The organism is Herbaspirillum frisingense (assembly GCF_047325095.1).
Classification (GTDB): domain Bacteria; phylum Pseudomonadota; class Gammaproteobacteria; order Burkholderiales; family Burkholderiaceae_D; genus Herbaspirillum; species Herbaspirillum frisingense.
This window is the reverse complement of record NZ_CP168558.1, coordinates 1,023,429-1,045,016: the sequence shown is the minus strand read 5'-3', so window position 1 is coordinate 1,045,016 and position 21,588 is coordinate 1,023,429. Positions and strand designations below refer to the sequence as shown.

General features: G+C 58.5%; 17 protein-coding genes, 2 tRNA genes and 3 rRNA genes. 14 read left to right on the top strand and 8 right to left on the bottom strand.

Annotated features, from left to right (window positions below; genetic code table 11):
- Positions 1-75: 75 nt before the first annotated feature.
- The 10 genes from araD1 (at position 76) to ACEOAC_RS04815 (ending at position 9,886) form a co-directional block, all read left to right on the top strand.
- Entirely contained in the window at positions 76-1,071 is a 996-nt protein-coding gene (gene araD1, locus ACEOAC_RS04860; protein ID WP_413628712.1) for an AraD1 family protein, read from the top strand.
- Positions 1,072-1,244: 173 nt separating this feature from the next.
- Positions 1,245-1,928 (top strand): amino acid ABC transporter permease, encoded by a 684-nt coding sequence (locus ACEOAC_RS04855; RefSeq protein ID WP_006461938.1) that lies wholly within the window; start codon positions 1,245-1,247, stop codon positions 1,926-1,928.
- A 9-nt stretch (positions 1,929-1,937) separates the two neighbouring features.
- Complete coding sequence (locus ACEOAC_RS04850; protein WP_006461937.1) at positions 1,938-2,588, top strand: amino acid ABC transporter permease; 651 nt, start codon at positions 1,938-1,940, stop codon at positions 2,586-2,588.
- Positions 2,572-3,306, top strand: coding sequence for an amino acid ABC transporter ATP-binding protein (locus ACEOAC_RS04845; RefSeq protein WP_006461936.1), 735 nt, complete (start codon positions 2,572-2,574; stop codon positions 3,304-3,306). The genes ACEOAC_RS04850 and ACEOAC_RS04845 overlap by 17 nt, the downstream gene beginning before the upstream one ends.
- Before the next feature lie 79 nt (positions 3,307-3,385).
- Entirely contained in the window at positions 3,386-4,192 is an 807-nt protein-coding gene (locus ACEOAC_RS04840) for a transporter substrate-binding domain-containing protein (protein ID WP_006461935.1), read from the top strand.
- Between the two features lie 96 nt (positions 4,193-4,288).
- Positions 4,289-5,824 carry a UxaA family hydrolase gene (locus ACEOAC_RS04835; protein WP_039874401.1) on the top strand — a complete coding sequence of 512 codons (1,536 nt, stop codon included), beginning with the start codon at positions 4,289-4,291 and terminating at the stop codon, positions 5,822-5,824.
- A gap of 260 nt (positions 5,825-6,084) precedes the next feature.
- Complete coding sequence (locus ACEOAC_RS04830) at positions 6,085-7,260, top strand: fumarylacetoacetate hydrolase family protein (RefSeq protein WP_413444830.1); 1,176 nt, start codon at positions 6,085-6,087, stop codon at positions 7,258-7,260.
- A gap of 16 nt (positions 7,261-7,276) precedes the next feature.
- A complete protein-coding gene (locus ACEOAC_RS04825; RefSeq protein WP_006461932.1) occupies positions 7,277-8,041 on the top strand; it encodes an SDR family oxidoreductase in 765 nt (254 codons plus the stop codon).
- Positions 8,042-8,259: 218 nt separating this feature from the next.
- Positions 8,260-9,174 (top strand): SMP-30/gluconolactonase/LRE family protein, encoded by a 915-nt coding sequence (locus ACEOAC_RS04820; protein WP_413444829.1) that lies wholly within the window; start codon positions 8,260-8,262, stop codon positions 9,172-9,174.
- Positions 9,175-9,331: 157 nt separating this feature from the next.
- On the top strand, positions 9,332-9,886 hold the full coding sequence (locus tag ACEOAC_RS04815) for an acyloxyacyl hydrolase (protein WP_413444828.1): 555 nt from the start codon (positions 9,332-9,334) through the stop codon (positions 9,884-9,886).
- 692 nt (positions 9,887-10,578) lie between these two features.
- On the opposite strand, the gene rrf is transcribed toward ACEOAC_RS04815, so the two are convergent.
- The 6 genes from rrf to ACEOAC_RS04785 all read right to left on the bottom strand — a co-directional run bounded on the left by rrf (position 10,579) and on the right by ACEOAC_RS04785 (position 17,224).
- A 5S ribosomal RNA gene (gene rrf / locus ACEOAC_RS04810) occupies positions 10,579-10,691 on the bottom strand.
- Between the two features lie 137 nt (positions 10,692-10,828).
- A 23S ribosomal RNA gene (locus tag ACEOAC_RS04805) occupies positions 10,829-13,700 on the bottom strand.
- 285 nt (positions 13,701-13,985) lie between these two features.
- Positions 13,986-14,061, bottom strand: a tRNA-Ala gene (locus tag ACEOAC_RS04800).
- 7 nt (positions 14,062-14,068) lie between these two features.
- Positions 14,069-14,145: transfer RNA gene (locus ACEOAC_RS04795), tRNA-Ile, on the bottom strand.
- A 119-nt stretch (positions 14,146-14,264) separates the two neighbouring features.
- Positions 14,265-15,797 (bottom strand): 16S ribosomal RNA (locus ACEOAC_RS04790).
- Together the 16S, 23S and 5S rRNA genes with 2 tRNA genes alongside form the textbook arrangement of a ribosomal RNA operon.
- Positions 15,798-16,447: 650 nt before the next feature.
- Complete coding sequence (locus ACEOAC_RS04785; RefSeq protein ID WP_413444243.1) at positions 16,448-17,224, bottom strand: enoyl-CoA hydratase; 777 nt, start codon at positions 17,222-17,224, stop codon at positions 16,448-16,450.
- Positions 17,225-17,439: 215 nt separating this feature from the next.
- On the opposite strand from ACEOAC_RS04785, the gene ACEOAC_RS04780 reads away from it, so the two are divergent.
- Positions 17,440-17,877 (top strand): universal stress protein, encoded by a 438-nt coding sequence (locus ACEOAC_RS04780; RefSeq protein ID WP_006465094.1) that lies wholly within the window; start codon positions 17,440-17,442, stop codon positions 17,875-17,877.
- A 74-nt stretch (positions 17,878-17,951) separates the two neighbouring features.
- On the opposite strand, the gene ACEOAC_RS04775 is transcribed toward ACEOAC_RS04780, so the two are convergent.
- The gene (locus ACEOAC_RS04775; protein WP_413444242.1) at positions 17,952-19,202 is read right to left on the bottom strand and encodes a murein transglycosylase A; all 1,251 of its coding nucleotides are present in this window, start codon (positions 19,200-19,202) and stop codon (positions 17,952-17,954) included.
- Here ACEOAC_RS04775 and ACEOAC_RS04770 point away from each other — a divergent pair.
- On the top strand, positions 19,201-19,365 hold the full coding sequence (locus ACEOAC_RS04770) for a hypothetical protein (RefSeq protein WP_166758470.1): 165 nt from the start codon (positions 19,201-19,203) through the stop codon (positions 19,363-19,365). The genes ACEOAC_RS04775 and ACEOAC_RS04770 overlap by 2 nt on opposite strands.
- Before the next feature lie 32 nt (positions 19,366-19,397).
- On the opposite strand, the gene apaG is transcribed toward ACEOAC_RS04770, so the two are convergent.
- The gene (gene apaG / locus ACEOAC_RS04765) at positions 19,398-19,772 is read right to left on the bottom strand and encodes a Co2+/Mg2+ efflux protein ApaG (RefSeq protein ID WP_413444241.1); all 375 of its coding nucleotides are present in this window, start codon (positions 19,770-19,772) and stop codon (positions 19,398-19,400) included.
- Positions 19,773-19,982: 210 nt separating this feature from the next.
- On the opposite strand from apaG, the gene rpe reads away from it, so the two are divergent.
- Together rpe and ACEOAC_RS04755 are read left to right on the top strand one after the other, a co-directional pair.
- On the top strand, positions 19,983-20,648 hold the full coding sequence (gene rpe, locus ACEOAC_RS04760) for a ribulose-phosphate 3-epimerase (protein ID WP_006465098.1): 666 nt from the start codon (positions 19,983-19,985) through the stop codon (positions 20,646-20,648).
- A gap of 69 nt (positions 20,649-20,717) precedes the next feature.
- Positions 20,718-21,398, top strand: a complete 681-nt coding sequence (locus ACEOAC_RS04755; protein WP_413444240.1) for a phosphoglycolate phosphatase — start codon at positions 20,718-20,720, stop codon at positions 21,396-21,398.
- Positions 21,399-21,588: the final 190 nt, after the last annotated feature.

Genomic DNA, 21,588 nt, shown 5'->3' with positions numbered 1-21,588 from the left:
CGAATGCCTGATCGTCCTCGCCGTTTCGTCGCCTGGCTGACCAGAACCGACATTGCGGACAGACAAGGAGACCCGGTGAGGCTGATTCAATACCGCGACCGCAAGGGCGAGCGCCGTGTAGGCATCGTCAACGGCAGCCACATCCAGGCGCTGGACCAGGTGGCGACCATGCGCGAACTGGCCCTGCTGGCGCTGCAGCGCAGCACCGGGCTGGAGCGTCAGGCCCAGTTGCTCAACACCGACCAGTCCGAAGACTACGCCGCCATCCTGGCCGAAGCCCGCATCCTGGCACCGCTGGACCATCCCGATCCGGCGCATTGCCGCGTGTCCGGCTCCGGCACCACCCATCTGGGCAGCGCCACCACCCGCGACAAGATGCATCGCCGCCTGGAAGGTGATGAACTCGACAAGACCGATACCCAGCTGATGATCGAATGGGGCATCGCCGGTGGCCGCCCTGCGCCGGGCCAAGTGGGCGTGCAGCCGGAGTGGTTCTACAAGGGCGACGGCAGCAGCGTCGTCGCCCCCGGTCAGCCGCTGCCGCGCCCGGACTTCGCGCTCGACGGCGGCGAGGAACCGGAGATTGTCGGCCTGTACCTGATCGATGACGAGGGCTGCCCGCGCCGGCTGGGCTTCGCCATCGGCAACGAGTTTTCGGACCACGTCATGGAGCGTCGCAATTACCTTTACCAGGGGCATTCCAAGCTGCGTCACTGCAGCTTCGGACCGGAGCTGCTGGTGGGGCTGCCGCCGGCCCATCTGGTGGGGATGACCCGAATCCGTCGCAAGGGCCGCGTGATCTGGGAACAGGAATTCCTGACCGGCCAGGACAACATGTGCCACAGCATCGAGAACCTGGAATACCACTACTTCAAGTATTCGCACCTGCTGCACGCGGGTGACGTGCACGTGCACTTCATGGGCGCGGCCAACCTGTCCTTCGCCTACAGCCTGCGCACCGAAGATGGCGACAGTATCGAGATCAGCATTCCCGACTTCGGCGCACCGCTGGTCAACGGTATAGCACACGTGACATCCGTATTTAGCGCGGGAGGCGTCAAGCCGCTCTAGCGGCCATGTCCAGATCGCGTTACCCAGGCGCGCCGCAAGGCGCAGACAACCCCGGCAATCATGCCAAGGCCCCCGGCAACAGTCGCACAACAAGAGGCCGCCCCCAGGAAAACTGCAAAGGAGACCACCCTCATGCCCATGTCCATCCCCCGCCCAGGAACATCGGAGCGTCAATGAACTACACCTTCGATTTCATGAGCGTCTTCGCCAACTGGGACCGCCTGCTCATGGGCGCCTGGTTGACGATACAGCTCTCGGCGCTGTCCATCGCGCTGGGATTTGTGGTCGGCACGCTGTGCGCGATCGCTGGCAAGAGCCGTCTGGCGCTGGTGCGCGGCCTGATCCGTGCCTATGTCGAGATCATCCGCAACACCCCGCTGCTGGTGCAGGTGTTCCTGGTGTTCTTCGGTCTGGCCAGCATCGGCTGGAAGCTCTCGGCCGAGACCGCCGCCGTGATCGCCCTCACCGTCAACGTCGGGGCCTACACCACCGAGATCATGCGCGCCGGCATCAACTCCATCCATCCCGGCCAGATCGAGGCGGCCGAATGCCTGGGCATGTCGCGTCTGCATGTGTACTGGCATGTGGTATTGCTGCCGGCGGTGGAGCGCGTCTATCCTTCGCTGACCAGCCAGTTCATCCTGCTGATGCTGGCCTCCAGCATCACCTCGCAGATTTCGGCGGAAGAGCTGACGGCGACCGCCAACCTGGTGCAGTCGGAGACCTTCCGCAGCTTCGAGGTCTATGCGGTCATCGCGGTGGCCTACCTGGCGCTGTCCTTCCTGTTCCGTGGCGCGTTCTGGCTGATCAGCCAGCTGGCCTTCGTGCGCAAGCGCAAGCTTGGCACCAACCTGTGAGGAGCGGCGATGAATTCCTTTAGTTTCCTGCACGTCGAATACTTGCTGCAGGCGGCCGTCTGGACCGTGGTGCTGTCGTTGGTGGCGTTTGCCTTCGGCGGTGTGGCCGGGTTCGTGATCGCGCTGTGGCGGGTCTCGCCCAACCGCCTGCTACGCAACATCGCCAGCGGCTATATCCAGGTGGTGCAAGGCATTCCACTGCTGGTGATCCTGTTCGTGGCCTATTTCGGTCTGGCCATAGCCGGCTTCAAGCTGACGCCGTTGGTAGCAGCCGGCATCTCTTTTGCGATCTACTGCGCGGCCTTCCTGGGCGAAATCTGGCGCGGCTGCATCCAGGCGGTGCCCAAGACCCAATGGGAGGCCTCGGAATGCCTGGGCTTCAACCGCTACGAGCAATTGACCAAGGTGATCCTGCCGCAGGCCATCAAGATCGCCACGCCGCCCACGGTGGGATTCATGGTGCAGATCGTGAAGAACACCTCGCTGGCCTCGGTGATCGGCTTCGTCGATCTGTCCCGTGCCGGCCAGATCATCAACAACTCGACCTTCCAGCCGTTCACCGTCTTCGGCTGCGTCGCGCTCATCTATTTTTGCCTGTGCTTCCCGCTGTCGGCGCTGTCCAAGCACTTTGAAAGGAAATTGAATGTCAGCAATCGTTAAGATCAAGGATCTGCACAAGAGCTTCGGTACCAACAAGGTGTTGAACGGCGTTTCGCTGGATGTGCAAAAGGGACAGATGGTGGCCATCATCGGCAAGAGCGGATCGGGCAAGAGTACCCTGCTGCGCTGCCTGAACGGACTGGAAAAGGTGGATGCCGGCGACATCAATGTCTGTGGCCATGACATCCATCATCCCGACCGCCTCAACCTGCGCGAACTGCGCAAGCAGGTCGGTATCGTCTTCCAGAGCTACAACCTGTTCCCGCATCTGACGGTGGAGCGCAACATCACGCTGGCGCTGACCACCATCAAGAAGATGTCGACCGAGGAAGCCAGGAAGATCGCCCACAAGGTGCTGCAGCTGGTGGGACTGGAAAACAAGAAGGAAGCCTATCCCGAACAGCTCTCCGGCGGCCAGGCGCAGCGCGTGGCCATCGCACGCTCGCTGGCGATGGCGCCGGAACTGATGCTCTTCGATGAAGTGACCTCGGCGCTGGACCCGGAACTGACGGCCGAAGTGCTGAAGGTGATGGAAGACCTGGCCCGTGGCGGCATGACCATGGTGTTGGTCACGCACGAGATGGCCTTTGCCCGCAAGCTGGCCGACGTGCTGGTCTTCATGCACCAGGGCCAGGTGTGGGAGGTCGGCCCGCCGGATGAGCTGTTCAGCAATCCGAAGACGGCCGAGTTGCAGAAGTTCGTGTCCAGCGATCTCTGAGTTTTCGGAGCGCACAGACTTTGTCGCACAGAATTTGTTTTTCTCAGGCAGTATCAAATAAACCACTCAGGAGACCGCAATGAAGAATCTGCTCAATTTCACCAAGAAGGCTGCCGCCGTCGTGCTGGGCCTGGCTTGCTTCGCGCAGGCCGCCCACGCCGACGCGCTGGCCGATATCAAGGCACGCAAGAAGGTGCTGATCGCGATCGACCTGGGTGCGCCGCCGTTCGGGATGACCAATGCCAAGCTGGAGCCGCAGGGCTCGGACGTGGAAACCGCGCGCCTGCTGGCCAAGGACATGGGCGTGGAGCTGGAGATCGTGCAGGTCACCGGCCCCAACCGCATCCCCTTCCTGATGACCGGCAAGGCCGACATGGTGATCTCGTCCTTCTCGATCACACCGGAACGCCAGAAGGTGGTGGCCTTCACCCAGCCGTATGGCGCCTCGCAGTTCGTGGTGGCCGCGCCCAAGGGTGAGAACATCAAGAGCCTCAACGACCTGGTCGGCAAGCGCGTGGCCGTGGTCCGCGGCAACATGCAGGATTCGCTGCTGACCCCGCTCGCCCCCAAGGGAACCAACATCGTGCGCTTTGACGACGATGCCACCGTGACCGCGGCCATCATCTCCGGTCAGGTCGATGCCCTGTGCACGCCGAACTCGCTGGCCTCGGCCATCGCCAAGCAGAACCCGTCCAAGAACCTGGAAACCAAGTTCGCCATCAAGGACATCCCCTATGCCATCGGCCTGCGCAAGGGTGAACCGGCACTGGAAAAGTGGCTCAACGAATGGATCACCGCCAATCTGAAGAATGGCAAGCTGCCCGCCATCTATCAGCAATGGGTCGGCAGCCCCATGCCTGACCTGGCACAGTTCGCGCCCAAGTAAGTCCGCATTTCCGGCATGCCCTGCTCCCAGGAGCAGGGCATGCGCCCGCCGCTTCCGCGGCCAGCCCGCAGCATCCACGTTCTCACCGAGATCAACATGAAAGCTACCTCTCCCGTCATCCGACTCAATCCTGTCGATGATGTCGTCATTGCCCGCCAGCAGCTCATCTCCGGCACTGTGTTGCAGGAAGAAGGCGGCCTCAAGGTCCAAGGTCTGATTCCCGCCGGTCACAAGATGGCCACCCGCGCCATTGCCGTGGGCGAGCCGGTCAAGCGCTACGGTCAGATCATTGGCACGGCCAGCCAGGCCATCGCGCCGGGTCAGCACGTGCATACGCATAACCTGGCCATGGCCGAGTTTTCGCGTGAACACCATTTCGGCGCGGACGTGAAGCCGGTCGATTTCGTGGCGCAGCCGGCCACCTTCATGGGCATCGTGCGCCCGGACGGCCGTGTGGCCACGCGCAACTACATCGGCGTGCTGACCTCGGTGAACTGCTCGGCCACGGCCGCGCGTGCCATTGCCGACTACTTCCGCCGTGACATTCATCCTGAAGTGCTGGCCGACTATCCCAATATCGACGGCGTGGTCGCCCTGACACACGGTCTGGGCTGCGCGGTGGATTCGCAAGGCGAACCGTTGCAGATCCTGCGCCGTACCCTGGCGGGCTACGCCACCCATCCCAACTTCGCCGCCGTGCTGGTGGTCGGGCTGGGGTGCGAGACCAACCAGATTTCCGGCCTGATGGACAGCCACAACCTGAAGGAAGGGGAATACTTCCATACCTTCACCATCCAGAGCACTGGCGGCACCGCCAAGACGGTGGCGCTGGGGATCGAGAAGATCAAGAAGATGCTGCCCAAGGCCAATGACATCAAGCGCGAGCCGGTGCCGGCCAAGCACCTGACACTGGGCCTGCAGTGCGGTGGTTCGGATGGCTACTCGGGCATCACCGCCAATCCGGCGCTGGGCGCGGCGGTTGACCTGCTGGTGAAACACGGCGGTACGGCGATTCTGTCCGAAACACCTGAAATCTATGGCGCCGAACACCTGCTCACGCGTCGCGCGGTGTCTTCCGAGGTCGGCGAGAAGCTGCTGGCGCGCATCGCCTGGTGGGAAGAATATTGCGCCAAGAACGATGCCGAGATGAACAATAATCCCTCGGCCGGCAACAAGGCGGGCGGCTTGACCACCATTCTGGAAAAGTCGCTGGGCGCGGTGGCCAAGGGTGGCACCACCAATCTGGTGGATGTCTACAAGTACGCCGAGACCGTGACTGCCAAAGGCTTCGTCTTCATGGATACCCCGGGCTACGACCCGATCTCGGCCACCGGCCAGGTCGCCGGCGGCGCCAACATGATCTGCTTCACTACCGGCCGTGGTTCGGCCTATGGCTGCGCACCCTCGCCGTCGCTGAAGCTGGCGACCAACACGGCGCTGTGGCAACGCCAGGAAGAAGACATGGACATCAACTGCGGCGAGATCGCCGACGGCAACGTGACGCCACAGGAGATCGGGGAACGCTTCTTCCAGATGATCCTCGATACCGCGTCCGGCAAGAAGACCAAGAGCGAGCTGCATGGCTATGGTCAGGACGAGTTCGTGCCCTGGCACATCGGCGTCTATACCTGATGCAGATCATCCTGGCCCGGCCCCGGCCGGACTAAGCTTATCCGCCTCACCCGAGCAGGACAGGGTGAGGCGGACTGCAGGCCAAGCATCCTTTACCCCCGGGGAAATTCATGGCGAGGATGCTTCGCCCGCGGTGAACGCAATGAGCGCAGTGAGTGCAGTGAGCGCGGTTGGTCTACTCCCCCTTGCAGTACATGACATCCAGGCAGACCCGCTTCCCGTGTAGTCCGGGCCAGCCTCCAACATAAGGAAACAAGAACATGGCACATACCTTTTCGCTCCAGGCACACCTGCCTGAAGACCACGCCCAGGCCACGCTGATCGGCCGTGTCTGGCAACCGGGCGTCGGCCCGGTGCTGGTGAAGATCGACGCCGAAGGCGCCTATGACCTGACCCTGATTGCGGCCACCTCCAGCGAACTGCTGGAGCTGGACGATCCTGCTGCGGCCGTACGCGCCGCCAGCAACATGACCCGCATCGCCAGCTTGCAGGAACTGCTGGACAATGCCGATGCAGGTCGTCGCGATACCTCGCGCCCGTGGTTGCTGGCACCCATCGATCTGCAGGCCGTCAAGGCCAGCGGCGTGACCTTCGTGGCCAGCATGCTGGAGCGCGTGATCGAGGAACAGGCACGCGGCGACGCCGGCAAGGCAGAGTCGGTGCGCAAGGCCATCACGGCGGTGATTGGCGACAACCTCTCCAGCGTCGTGCCGGGCTCGCCCGAAGCGGCACGCCTGAAGGAAGTGCTGCTGGAGCAAGGCGTGTGGTCGCAATACCTGGAAGTGGGCATCGGCCCGGATGCGGAGATCTTCACCAAGGCCCAGCCGATGTCGTCGGTGGGGCTGGGCGACGAGGTCGGTATCCACCCGAAATCGGCCTGGAACAATCCGGAACCGGAAATCGTGCTGGCCATCAACAGCCGTGGCAAGGTGGTCGGTGCGACCCTGGGCAACGACGTCAACCTGCGCGATTTCGAAGGCCGCAGCGCCCTGCTTCTGGGCAAGGCCAAGGACAACAATGCGTCCTGCGCGGTGGGGCCTTTCATTCGTCTGTTCGACGCAAACTTTTCAATTGACGATGTGCGTCGCGCCGAACTTACAATGCGTGTCGATGGTACCGAAGGCTTTACGCTCAAGGGCAGCAGTTCGATGTCCATGATCAGCCGTGATCCGCTGCAGCTGGTGGAACATGCGATCGGCCCCAATCACCAGTATCCGGATGGCCTGGTGCTGTTCCTGGGGACCATGTTCGCGCCGACCCAGGATCGCTTCGGTCCCGGTCAGGGCTTTACCCACCAGGTCGCCGACATCGTGACGATCTCGACCCCCACGTTGGGCGCGCTGGTGAACACGATCAACTTCAGCGACCAGACCGCACCGTGGACCTTCGGCCTGACGGCGCTGTTCAAGAACCTGGCCAATCGCAAACTCATTTAAACGCAAAGGAACAAGCATGTCCGCATCCACTGGCCGCCTCGCCGGCAAGACCGTCCTCATCACCGCCGCTGCGCAAGGCATCGGCCGCGCTTCCACCGAGCTGTTTGCCCGCGAGGGTGCACGCGTGATCGCCACCGACATCAGCAAGCAGCACCTCGATGCACTCAACGGTATCGCCGGCGTGGAGACGCGTATTCTGGACGTGACCGATGATGCCGCCATCAAGGCACTGGTGGCCGAAGTCGGCACCATCGACGTACTGTTCAACTGCGCCGGCTATGTGGCGGCGGGCAATATCCTGGAATGCGACGACAAGGCCTGGGATTTTTCCTTCAACCTCAATGCCAAGGCCATGTTCCACACCATCCGTGCGGTGCTGCCGGGAATGCTGGCCAAGAAGGCAGGCTCGATCGTCAACATCGCCTCGGCGGCGTCGAGCGTGAAGGGTGTTGCCAACCGCTTCGCCTATGGCGCATCCAAGGCAGCGGTCGTCGGTCTGACGAAGTCGGTCGCGGCGGACTTCGTCGCACAGGGCGTGCGCTGCAACGCGATCTGCCCAGGCACCATCGAATCACCCTCCCTGAACCAGCGTATCAGCACGCAGGCCAAGGAGACCGGCAAGAGCGAGGACGAGGTACGCGCAGCCTTCGTGGCACGTCAGCCCATGGGACGTATCGGCAAGGCGGAAGAAGTGGCGGCGCTGGCCTTGTATCTGGCCTCGGATGAGTCCAATTTCACGACCGGCTCGATCCACATGATAGATGGTGGCTGGTCCAACTGATTCACTCGCGATAAATGAGGCCGGGGGCCTGAAGTACTTTTTCTTCAGACCCCCGGCGCCATTGGCGGGCAACGGACGGCGAATGGATAGCGGCATGCGTAAAGCATGCCGTTCTGCTTTCCAGGGCGAGTGACAGAGGAGGTTTGCTGATCAGGTTTATCAAACTGCAGCACAGGGGCATAATGAGGCCTCCCTTATTCCTGTGAACTAGTACGCCCATGCCTCCAGTGCCCTTCAATTTCTCTGCCGACAGCATTACCGCGATTTCACCCGAGCCCATGTTGCTGGGAGAATCGCCCTTATGGCATGCGGAGGAAGGTGCGCTGTACTGGATCGATATCCCTGGCAAGTCGGTTCACCGACTGGTGCTCGATACCCAGCAACACCAGCGCTGGGACATGCCGGAAGAACCCGGGAGCATAGTCAAACACGCCCAGGGCGGCCTGGTGGTGGCTCTGCGTACTGGCATGTTTCATCTCAATACCGGCAATGGCGCCTTGTCGGCCATGCTGGCTGCTCCGTATGACACCGGTCGGATTCGCTTCAACGACGGCCGCTGCGATGCCGCCGGTCGTTTCTGGTGCGGCACCATTTACGAGCCCCGCGATCGGGAGGCCGGCACGCTCTACTGTTTCGAACGCAACGCCCTGCGCGATGCGCATCATGCCGTGACGACGTCCAATGGCGTGGCCTTCAGTCCGGACCAGCGCCTGATGTATCACTCCAACACGCCGGCGCATCGGATCAATGTCTACGACTACGACCTGGCCACCGGGCAAACCAGCAACTGCCGCCTGCTTCGCCAGTTCGACAGCGACAAGACTGCGCCCGATTACGGCGGCCGTCCGGATGGCGCTGCGGTGGATAGCGAAGGAGCGTACTGGTGCGCGATGTTCGAAGGCGGACGGGTGTTGAGGCTGTCGCCGCAGGGCGAGATATTGCAGGAAATTCGCCTGCCCGCACGTTGCCCGACCATGGTGGCCCTGGGCGGCCCTGATCTGCGCACGCTGTTCATTACCACCGGGCGCAATGGGCGTAGCGAGGCAGAGCTGGCGCAGTACCCGTTCTCCGGCCACGTGCTGGCGATCCGGGTTGCCGTGCCGGGACGGCTGGAATACAGCTATCGCCCCTGAGGCCGCGCGCGGATGTGGCGTAGAGGCGCCAAAAACAGACACACGAGTATGCTTTTGTGATGATTATGAGAGAATAGCGCGTTATCGCGGACTGCACGGTCTGCGCTGAATCCTCGCAAAGATCCTTCAAAACTATTTACGCGCTGAAAGAATATCCATGACTAAATTGAAGAGCCTGGTTGCCAAGATCGCATTTGCCGGCGTCGCCGCTTTCGCCATCCAGTCCCCGAGCTACGCCATCGACGGCGTGTCGGTTGAATACGGTACCGGCAATAGCACGCAGCTGGTGCGCCTGGGCGCGCAGTTCAACTGGGGCCCGAACTGGAATTTCTGGCAATCGAACGGCACCCACATCGGTGGCTACTGGGATCTGTCGCTGGCCAACTGGCGCATGAACCACTACAACAACACCAACGACAGCGGCAATCTGGTCGACCTGGGCCTGACCCCGGTGCTGCGCTTCCAGCGTGATGATGGCAAGGGTTTCTACGGCGAAGCAGGTATCGGCGTGCACCTGTTCTCCAAGCTGTATCGCAATAACGACAAGGTGCTGTCCACCGCTTTCCAGTTCGGCGACCACATCGGTGCCGGCTATGTGTTCAGCAATGGCCTGGACCTGGGCATCCGCCTGCAGCACTTCTCCAACGGTGGCATCAAGCAGCCCAACGGCGGCGTGAACTTCGCTGTGGCACGTGTCGCTTACAAGTTCTGATACTGCATCAGCACTGCTTCATTAAAAAGCCGGCATTGCCGGCTTTTTTATTGTCTAGTGGTTTCGAGGGTTGGGTGCCTGGGTGAGGTCACTCAGTGCTCGTTAGTGCTCGTTCGGATGTTGCTTGATCAAGTCATCAGTGATGGGTGTCTAGGGAGTGTCTCGGGGCTGTGGATAAGATAAGTCCTGCGCAAACTCGAAGGCCACTCTGTGCATAAACTAAGTTGTCTAATTATTGAGGCCACACTGGACGCTACTTTGCGCCTTGTTTGTTCCCCGAATACTAAGTTTTCAAGTTGATGTCGTGCCATCGATGCGTCGGACTTTCAACGCGATGGGCGGTGGACAAGATATCCAATCAAGGGGTTGTGTATCACCTGGGCGCTTTCGTCCGGCCGGTTCAATGGGCGATATTTCAGCTGCAATTCATGCTCATCAGAAGTGATGACGTGCAGCCCGTAGGAACGGCTCTCGCTGTTCAGGAGGGAGCGGCGGAGTGAGCGCCTTACCAGCTCTGCTATCCGCGTCACTGCCCCCCCAAGTCGAGGTCAGCCTAATGAGAGCAGGAGCGCGATGCTAATCAACGCGGACCTGTTGAGTTGTATGCCGCCGGGTGGGATGGGTGCATGTTTTTGCCGCCCAAAAGCAAAAACCCTCGCTACTTTCGTAACGAGGGTTCTTGGGAGTAACAAGCCTGACGATGACCTACTTTCACACTGGTTGCAGCACTATCATCGGCGCGAAGTCGTTTCACGGTCCTGTTCGGGATGGGAAGGGGTGGTACCAACTTGCTATAGTCATCAGGCATAACTTGTATAGTTCCTTGCTCTCGAAGGGAGCAGCAAGCAACTCAAACTGGAAGAAGTAATTAGATTCTGGGGTGTGATGCACTAGGGCAAACACAATATATGCTCAACTCGTCTATAACAGAGCTAATGTTATAGGAACAAGCCGCACGGGCAATTAGTATCAGTTAGCTTAACGCATTACTGCGCTTCCACACCTGACCTATCAACGTCCTGGTCTCGAACGACCCTTTAGGGGAATCTAGTTCCCGGGAAGTCTCATCTCAAGGCGAGTTTCCCGCTTAGATGCTTTCAGCGGTTATCTCTTCCGAACTTAGCTACTCGGCAATGCCACTGGCGTGACAACCGATACACCAGAGGTTCGTCCACTCCGGTCCTCTCGTACTAGGAGCAGCCCCCTTCAAACTTCCAACGCCCACGGCAGATAGGGACCAAACTGTCTCACGACGTTTTAAACCCAGCTCACGTACCACTTTAAATGGCGAACAGCCATACCCTTGGGACCGGCTACAGCCCCAGGATGTGATGAGCCGACATCGAGGTGCCAAACTCCCCCGTCGATATGAACTCTTGGGAGGAATCAGCCTGTTATCCCCAGAGTACCTTTTATCCGTTGAGCGATGGCCCTTCCATACAGAACCACCGGATCACTATGTCCTACTTTCGTACCTGCTCGACTTGTCAGTCTCGCAGTTAAGCACGCTTATGCCATTGCACTATTAGCACGATGTCCGACCGTACCTAGCGTACCTTCGAACTCCTCCGTTACACTTTGGGAGGAGACCGCCCCAGTCAAACTGCCTACCATGCACTGTCCCCGATCCGGATAACGGACCAAGGTTAGAACCTCAAACAAACCAGGGTGGTATTTCAAGGTTGGCTCCACAGAAACTAGCGTTCCTGCTTCAAAGCCTCCCACCTATCCTACACAGATTGGTTCAAAGTCCAATGCAAAGCTACAGTAAAGGTTCATGGGGTCTTTCCGTCTAGCCGCGGGTAGATTGCATCATCACAAACATTTCAACTTCGCTGAGTCTCGGGAGGAGACAGTGTGGCCATCGTTACGCCATTCGTGCAGGTCGGAACTTACCCGACAAGGAATTTCGCTACCTTAGGACCGTTATAGTTACGGCCGCCGTTTACTGGGACTTCAATCAAGAGCTTGCACCCCATCATTTAATCTTCCAGCACCGGGCAGGCGTCACACCCTATACGTCCACTTTCGTGTTTGCAGAGTGCTGTGTTTTTATTAAACAGTCGCAGCCACCATTTTATTGCAACCCTTTTGTCCTTCTGGCGCAGGCCAGTCAAACTACTTGGGCGTACCTTATCCCGAAGTTACGGTACCAATTTGCCGAGTTCCTTCTCCCGAGTTCTCTCAAGCGCCTTAGAATACTCATCTCGCCCACCTGTGTCGGTTTGCGGTACGGTCTCGTTAGACTGAAGCTTAGAGGCTTTTCTTGGAACCACTTCCGATTGCTTCGCGAACAAGTTCGCTCGTCTCATACCCTTGAATTACGCTGCCGGATTTGCCTAACAGCCTTCTTCGATACAAGAACCGGGACTTCCAACACCCGGACAACCTTCCGCGATCCGTCCCCCCATCGCATCTAACGACGGTGCAGGAATATTAACCTGCTTCCCATCAGCTACGCATCTCTGCCTCGCCTTAGGGGCCGACTCACCCTGCTCCGATGAACGTTGAACAGGAAACCTTGGGCTTACGGCGTGCGGGCTTTTCACCCGCATTATCGCTACTCATGTCAGCATTCGCACTTCTGATACCTCCAGCATCCTTTACAAGACACCTTCACAGGCTTACAGAACGCTCTCCTACCATATCCTTACGGATATCCGCAGCTTCGGTGACTGGCTTAGCCCCGTTACATCTTCCGCGCAGGACGACTCGATCAGTGAGCTATTACGCTTTCTTTAAAGGATGGCTGCTTCTAAGCCAACCTCCTGACTGTTTTAGCCTTCCCACTTCGTTTTCCACTTAGCCAATCTTTGGGACCTTAGCTGGCGGTCTGGGTTGTTTCCCTCTTGACGTCGGACGTTAGCACCCGGCGTCTGTCTCCCAAGCTCGCACTCATCGGTATTCGGAGTTTGCAATGGTTTGGTAAGTCGCGATGACCCCCTAGCCATAACAGTGCTCTACCCCCGATGGTGATACTTGAGGCACTACCTAAATAGTTTTCGGAGAGAACCAGCTATTTCCAAGTTTGTTTAGCCTTTCACCCCTATCCACAGCTCATCCCCTAATTTTTCAACATTAGTGGGTTCGGTCCTCCAGTGCGTGTTACCGCACCTTCAACCTGGCCATGGATAGATCACTTGGTTTCGGGTCTACACCCAGCGACTGAACGCCCTATTCGGACTCGATTTCTCTACGCCTTCCCTATTCGGTTAAGCTTGCCACTGAATGTAAGTCGCTGACCCATTATACAAAAGGTACGCAGTCACCCCTTTCGAGGCTCCTACTGTTTGTATGCACACGGTTTCAGGATCTATTTCACTCCCCTTCCGGGGTTCTTTTCGCCTTTCCCTCACGGTACTGGTTCACTATCGGTCGATTACGAGTATTTAGCCTTGGAGGATGGTCCCCCCATGTTCAGACAGGATTTCACGTGTCCCGCCCTACTTGTCGCAAGCCTAGTTCCACACCATCGATTTCGCATACGGGGCTATCACCCACTATGGCCGGACTTTCCATTCCGTTTTGCTATCGTTGATGCTAAATCTTGCAGGCTGATCCCATTTCGCTCGCCACTACTTTGGGAATCTCGGTTGATTTCTTTTCCTGTAGCTACTTAGATGTTTCAGTTCGCCACGTTCGCTTCGTTACCCTATGTATTCAGATAACGATGACCTTACGGCCGGGTTTCCCCATTCGGAAATCTGCGGATCAAAGCTTGTTTGCCAGCTCCCCGCAGCTTATCGCAAGCTACTACGTCCTTCATCGCCTGTAATCGCCAAGGCATCCACCATGTGCACTTATTCGCTTGTTCCTATAACGTTAGCCTCTTTTGCAAGAGCGTTATAAAGAAGCGTTGAGTTTTAGCGTTTGCCGTATTCCAAAGTAAGTCTTCTAATTGCTAAGATCACTTCGTAATACTTTGATTGATACAATCACACCCATTTTTACTTTCGCAAGAACCGAAGTCCTGGCGATCGTTTAAATGAATCTTTACTTCTTCCAGATTGTTAAAGAACAAAAACAGCCATTGATCGTAAAAGATCAAACCTAAATCACTACGCCATACGCTCAACGCTGACTTAGGTTTGACATTTCTTGGTGGAGGTTGACGGGATCGAACCGACGACCCCCTGCTTGCAAAGCAGGTGCTCTCCCAGCTGAGCTAAACCCCCGAAACCTTGGTGGGTCTGGTTGGGCTCGAACCAACGACCCCCGCGTTATCAACACGGTGCTCTAACCAGCTGAGCTACAGACCCGCTTGGATCAGTATCAGTAGCCAGTCGATGACCTTGTGTCACAGACCGCGCTTCACCAAATAACTGTTCTTTGAATTACAGCCGATAAGTGTGGACGCTTAACTTCGTGCGCACTCTAGAAAGGAGGTGATCCAGCCGCACCTTCCGATACGGCTACCTTGTTACGACTTCACCCCAGTCACGAATCCTACCGTGGTGAGCGCCCTCCTTGCGGTTAGGCTACCCACTTCTGGTAAAACCCGCTCCCATGGTGTGACGGGCGGTGTGTACAAGACCCGGGAACGTATTCACCGCGACATGCTGATCCGCGATTACTAGCGATTCCAACTTCATGGAGTCGAGTTGCAGACTCCAATCCGGACTACGATACACTTTCTGGGATTAGCTCCCCCTCGCGGGTTGGCGGCCCTCTGTATGTACCATTGTATGACGTGTGAAGCCCTACCCATAAGGGCCATGAGGACTTGACGTCATCCCCACCTTCCTCCGGTTTGTCACCGGCAGTCTCATTAGAGTGCCCTTTCGTAGCAACTAATGACAAGGGTTGCGCTCGTTGCGGGACTTAACCCAACATCTCACGACACGAGCTGACGACAGCCATGCAGCACCTGTGTGATGGTTCTCTTTCGAGCACTCCCAAATCTCTTCGGGATTCCATCCATGTCAAGGGTAGGTAAGGTTTTTCGCGTTGCATCGAATTAATCCACATCATCCACCGCTTGTGCGGGTCCCCGTCAATTCCTTTGAGTTTTAATCTTGCGACCGTACTCCCCAGGCGGTCTACTTCACGCGTTAGCTGCGTTACCAAGTCAATTAAGACCCGACAACTAGTAGACATCGTTTAGGGCGTGGACTACCAGGGTATCTAATCCTGTTTGCTCCCCACGCTTTCGTGCATGAGCGTCAGTGTTATCCCAGGGGGCTGCCTTCGCCATCGGTATTCCTCCACATATCTACGCATTTCACTGCTACACGTGGAATTCTACCCCCCTCTGACACACTCTAGCCGTGCAGTCTCAAATGCAATTCCCAGGTTGAGCCCGGGGATTTCACATCTGACTTACACAACCGCCTGCGCACGCTTTACGCCCAGTAATTCCGATTAACGCTTGCACCCTACGTATTACCGCGGCTGCTGGCACGTAGTTAGCCGGTGCTTATTCTTCAGGTACCGTCATTAGTCCCAGGTATTATCCAGAACCGTTTCTTCCCTGACAAAAGAGCTTTACAACCCGAAGGCCTTCTTCACTCACGCGGCATTGCTGGATCAGGGTTGCCCCCATTGTCCAAAATTCCCCACTGCTGCCTCCCGTAGGAGTCTGGGCCGTGTCTCAGTCCCAGTGTGGCTGGTCGTCCTCTCAGACCAGCTACTGATCGTCGCCTTGGTGAGCTTTTACCCCACCAACTAGCTAATCAGATATCGGCCGCTCCAGGAGCATGAGGTCTTGCGATCCCCCACTTTCATCCGTAGATCGTATGCGGTATTAGCTAGTCTTTCGACTAGTTATCCCCCACTCTAGGGCACGTTCCGATATATTACTCACCCGTTCGCCACTCGCCATCAGGAGCAAGCTCCTATGCTGCCGTTCGACTTGCATGTGTAAGGCATGCCGCCAGCGTTCAATCTGAGCCAGGATCAAACTCTTTAGTTTAATCTCTGTTTTGTGCCATTTCTGGCTACCCCGAAGGGCATCGCTCTCTCAAAATACTGACAGGTAATTTCTTGCGATCTTACCTATATTTTTTGTGAGCATTTAATATTTAAAGTTTCCAGAACCGAAGTTCTGTCGCACTTCATTAAACGCCCACGCTTATCGGCTGTTAATTTTTAAAGATCATCTGCATCAAATGCGCCTTGCGCTGCTTGCATCGCTGCGAATCGTTTTGTTCGTCAGCAGCAGAGAAATGAGATTATCTAGCAGTTAGTTCATCGCGTCAACTACTTTTTTGCGATTCGTTTTAAATTTTTTCGTCTTCGCTTTTACTACCGCTCGACTACTCCCATTTAAAACGCCCTTCAAACTGCTTCACTACTCACCTGCTTCGCCCACCTTCGTCGCTCTGTTTTTCAACTTCGCTTCGTGTGTCGCGTCAGCAGGGGGCGAACTATAGCAACGCCCCCCACACCACGCAAGCACTTTTTGAAAAATATTCGAAAATAATTTAGCCAAGCCGGGAAGCCGGAATGGTCGATGCCACGCAAACCCTTGCCCGGCATAGCTTTGAGCTCAAAATCTGAAAACAGAAACCCTACAAACAAGAATGGCCGCCCTGGCGGGCGGCCATTTTTCATCTTATCTATTCAGGCATTCTTGAAGACTGCCGGCCGCTTTTCCAGGAAGGCTTTCATGCCCTCCTTCTGGTCTTCCGTCGCAAAGCAACTATAGAAGAGTGCGCGTTCATACCGGATGCCGTCGGCCAGGCTGCTCTCAAAGGCCCGGTTGACGGAATCCTTCACCATCATCGCTACCTGACGCGGCATTTCGGTAATGGCCACTGCCGCCGCCATCGCCTCCTCCATCAGCTTGTCTGCGGGAACAATGCGCGACACCAATCCGGCGCGCTCGGCTTCCTGCGCATCCATCATGCGCGCCGTCAGCGCCATGTCCATGGCCTTGGCCTTGGAAACGGCACGTGGCAGACGCTGCGTGCCGCCGGCACCGGGAATGATGCCCAGCTTGATTTCCGGCTGACCGAACTTGGCGTTGTCGGCGGCGATGATGAAATCGCACATCATCGCCAGCTCACAGCCGCCACCGAGCGCGTAGCCGGCCACCGCTGCAATGACCGGCTTGCGGATGCGACGCACGGTTTCCCAGTTACGGGTAATGAATTCCCCGTTGAAGACGTCCATATAGTCATAGCCCGCCATCACGCTGATATCTGCGCCGGCGGCAAACGCCTTTTCGCTGCCGGTGACGACGACGCATCCGATCTCATCCTGGGCATCGAATGCCAGCAGGGCCTCGCCCAATTCGATCATCAGCGCATCGCTCAGTGCGTTGAGCGCCTTGGGGCGGTTCAGGCGGATCAGGCCAACCTGGCCGTGAGTCTCGACCAGGATGTTTTCGTAGCTCATGTAGGTCTCCTTCTTATGGATGAATCGGGGGAACCGCCCGGACGTGGCACAAGCCCGGTACGGCGATGTGCAAGAATAAGCCAAAAATAATGAGGAAGTCCGACCTGGCGCAATGACTGCCGATAATTTCATGCGAGCAAGGCGGCACCAGACTATATTGGAGTCATCTAACCAACGTCACGCGTGAACCCAACTTCATCGACAAGGAGGCCTCCATGTTCAAGACCATACTCGTGCCCACCGACGGCTCCGAACGTTCGGACAAGGCCATCGCCACCGCAGTGGATTACGCCAGGCATTGCGGCGCCCGTCTCATCGGCATCTCGGTCGCAGAACCGTATCCGTTCTCTCCACTGGCCGAGAGCTCGATGGCGATCGATCCCGCCCTCTATGAAGAAAACGTCAAGACCCTGGCCAACCAGCACATCAAGAAAATCTCGGATGCCGCTGCAGCAGCCGGCGTGCCATGCCAGACCGAGATCGTGATGTCCTTCAACCCGGATGAGGAAATCATCAAGGCGGCCCAGCTTCATGGCTGCGACGCCATCTTCATGGCATCGCACGGTCGCAGCGGGCTCTCGCGCATGTTCCTCGGCAGCAAGACCCAGAAGGTGCTGGCCCACTCCACCATTCCGGTGCTGGTACTACGCTGACTGGCCCCTTCAACGGAAAAAGCCTGGTCCATCTCCGGACCAGGCTTTTTTATTGCCGCGAGGAAATCTAAGGTTTAATTACCACCAGGCGGATTCATCCCCTTAGGCAGCAGCACCCACATCATCCCGCGCTGCTTCATCGAGCCCGCGCGGTCCTCGGCTTCGTCGCCGAAGCCCCAGAAGTAGTCCGCCCGTACCACGCCGCGAATGGCACCGCCGGTATCCTGTGCCACCACCAGGCGCTGCAGCGGCCTATCGCTATTGGGAAGGGTGGTCGCCAGGAAGACCGGCGCACCCAGCGGGACATGCTGCGGATCGATGGCGATCGAGCGCTGCGGCGTCAGCGGGATACCCTGGGCGCCCTTCGGCCCCTTGGACGGATCGGGCAGCTTTTCCTCCTTGAAGAAGACATAGCTGGGATTGGCGTTGAGCAACTCTTCCTTGCGCGCCGGATTTGCCTGGACCCAGGCCTTGATGTTCTGGGCCGACGCCTGGGACAGCTCCATCTCTCCCTTGTCCACCAGATAGCGACCTATGGATTTATAAGGGCGGCCATTCTGGTCAGCATAGGCCAGGCGAATGGTCTCGCGTGACTCCGGCAGATAGACCCGTCCGGAACCTTGTACCTGCAGGAAGAAGGCCTCCACCGGATCATCCACCCATACGATCTCCTTCCCAGCCAGATTATTGCCCTGCATCAGCTCGGCGCGGGTGGGATAGGGCACTACCTTGCGCCCCACCACCTTGCCGCGCAGGCGCAGGTTCTTCAATTCCGGATAGACGCTGGCCATGTCGATGGTCAGCAGGTCGTCCGGCGCCTGGTACAGCGGCGTCTGGTAAGGCCCGGCACGACGGCGCGAACCGCGCAGCAGCGGCTCGTAATAGCCAGTGACCAGACCGGTATCGGTACCGTCGGGGTTGAACAGCTGGTAAGGCGTGAAATAGGTCTCGAAATACTGGCGCAGGAAGCCCAGGTCGCCGGCATTGACCTGTTGGGCTGCACCACAGGCGGCGCGCCACTCCGACTTGCGGATCAGCACCGAGCAGGAAGACTGCAAGGCCGGCCAGGCCTCGCGCAGGTCATCATTACCCCATCCCGGCAGCTGCGAGAAAGTGGTGGCGCGCATGGCCGGCCCCGGCTGGACGGTCGGCTTGGCCGGCGGCTGGCTCACCGGCGGCGTGGTCAGCGGCGTGGTCTGGCAGGCCGCCAGCAGGACGGCGACCGAGACTGCCAATGCGGGTACACTGAGGCGCCTGAGCGAGGCCAGGCTGAAGGAACGATTCAAGCGATTCAAACGATTCAATGACATCGGAGACAAATTCATGTTGTGGTTGATCCTGGAGGCCTGCGCCGCCTTCTTTCTGCTGGTCTTCATCGTCTGGTGGACCATGTTCTCGGGCCGCAAGGAAAAGAACGGCAGGCCAGTCACCCGGCAACAGCAGGCGCAGCAGCAGGCACGAGAGCAGACAGACAGCGACCAGCGCTGAAAAATCCGCTGGCCAGCTCCAAAACCTTCATTTCAATGCAGCGTGCGCGGAAGGGAAAGGACGAACTCGGGAATCCGGGCGTCGAACTGTTCGCCATCCTCGGCCACGCAGAAGTATTCGCCGTGCATGCTGCCCTGCGGCGTCTTGAGCGAGGTACCGCTGGTGTATTCGAACTGTTCGCCCGGTTGCAGGAAGGGCTGATGGCCTACCACACCCAGCCCGCGCACTTCCTCGACGTGGTTGTTGGCATCGGTGATCACCCAGTGGCGCGAGATCAGCTGGGCCGGCACGGTGCCGGCGTTGGCGATGGTGATCGCATAGGCGAACACGTAGTGCGAACGCGATGGATCGGATTGTTCCTCCAGGTACTGGGTCTTGACCGTCACCGTGAACTCGTACGCTGCCATGGGATTTTTCCTGTGTTGTCGTTATGTCGGGCCGCGCATGAAGAAAACTCGCAGCGACCATCCCCGATTGCACACGAATTCGTCACGCAGCGCAAGCCGCAACGTTCCGTCAGCGCGTCAGCGCCCGGCGACAGGGTAAAATAGCAGCTTTGCCGCCTCCGTGCCGAGCGCCGGGGCCGCCGTCGATTCAGCCATCCTTTCTTTACAGCCATGCCGACCTATCGTATCGCCCCCAGCATCCTGTCCGCCGATTTCGCCCGTCTGGGTGAAGAAGTGCGCAATGTCGTCGCCGCCGGCGCCGATTTCATCCACTTCGACGTGATGGACAACCATTACGTGCCCAACCTGACCATCGGCCCGCTGGTGTGCGAAGCGATCCGCCCGCATGTACAGGTCCCCATCGACGTGCACCTGATGGTCAAGCCGGTGGACCGCATCATCCCCGACTTCGCCAAGGCCGGCGCCAACCTGATCACCTTCCACCCGGAAGCCTCCGAACACATCGACCGCTCGCTGCAACTGATCCGCGACAACGGCTGCAAGGCCGGCCTGGTGTTCAACCCCGGCACGCCGTTGCACTATCTGGATCACGTCATGGACAAGCTGGACATGGTCCTGATCATGTCGGTGAACCCCGGTTTCGGCGGCCAGTCCTTCATTCCCGAAGCGCTGAAGAAGATTGCCGAAGTGCGCCGCCGCATCGATGAATCCGGCCGCGACATCCTCCTGGAAGTCGATGGCGGCATCAAGGTCGAGAACATCGCCGCCGCCGCCCGTGCCGGCGCCGACACTTTCGTGGCCGGCTCCGCCATCTTCGGCAAGCCCGACTACAAGGCCGTGATCGACGCCATGCGCGCCGAACTGGCGCAGGTCTGAGCCCACCCCTTCTGCCTTTGTCCCAACCCGCCATCCATTGACGAACCGACCACGAGGTTTCCCGCGCACATGAGCAAGCTGACCAACATCAAAGCCGCCATCATCGACCTCGACGGCACCATGCTGGACACCGCAGCCGACTTCCATGTCGCAGTCAACCGCATGCGTGCGGAGTTGGGCCTGACGCCCCTGTCGCAGGAAACCATCGTCAACTTCGTCGGCAAGGGAACGGAAAACCTGATCCGCCGGGTACTGGCCGTGGATTATGCCGAAGACGAGGCAGCGCAATACTTCCAGCAGGCACTGGATGCCTATAGCGAGCACTACCTGGCCATCAACGGTGACTACTCCTCGCTCTACCCGGGCGTGCTCGAAGGCCTGCAGGCCATGCGCGGGAAAGGCCTGCGCCTGGCCTGTGTGACCAACAAGCCGCTGGCATTCGCCGCGCCGCTGCTGGAAAAGAAGGGCCTCTCCGGCTTCTTCGAGATCGTCTATGGCGGCGACTCCTTCCCCCGCAAGAAGCCCGACCCCATGCCGCTGTTGCAGGTGTGCGAGGATTTCGGCCTGGCCCCGGCCCAGGTGGTCGCCATCGGCGACTCCAGCAATGACGCCCAGGCCGCCCGTGCAGCGGGGTGCCGTGTCCTGAATGTTCCGTATGGATACAACCACGGTGAATCTATACACGACGTCGATTCGGATGGTATAGTTTCGACGCTTGTAGAAGCAGCGCAGCAAATCTCGGTGGATTGACACCCTGTCAGCCACCGGTCGATAGACCAAAGATCGAACCGCGACCCCACATCAATGTTTCGCAACAACAAACGTACCGCACAAACTACAGCCGCCCCTGAGGCCTGGCTGTGGCGACGCTGGCAATTCCAGGCTCAGTGATTGACGCCTGGACCTGGCCGCACCTGCGCGCCGGGTCGTTTGTTGTAGT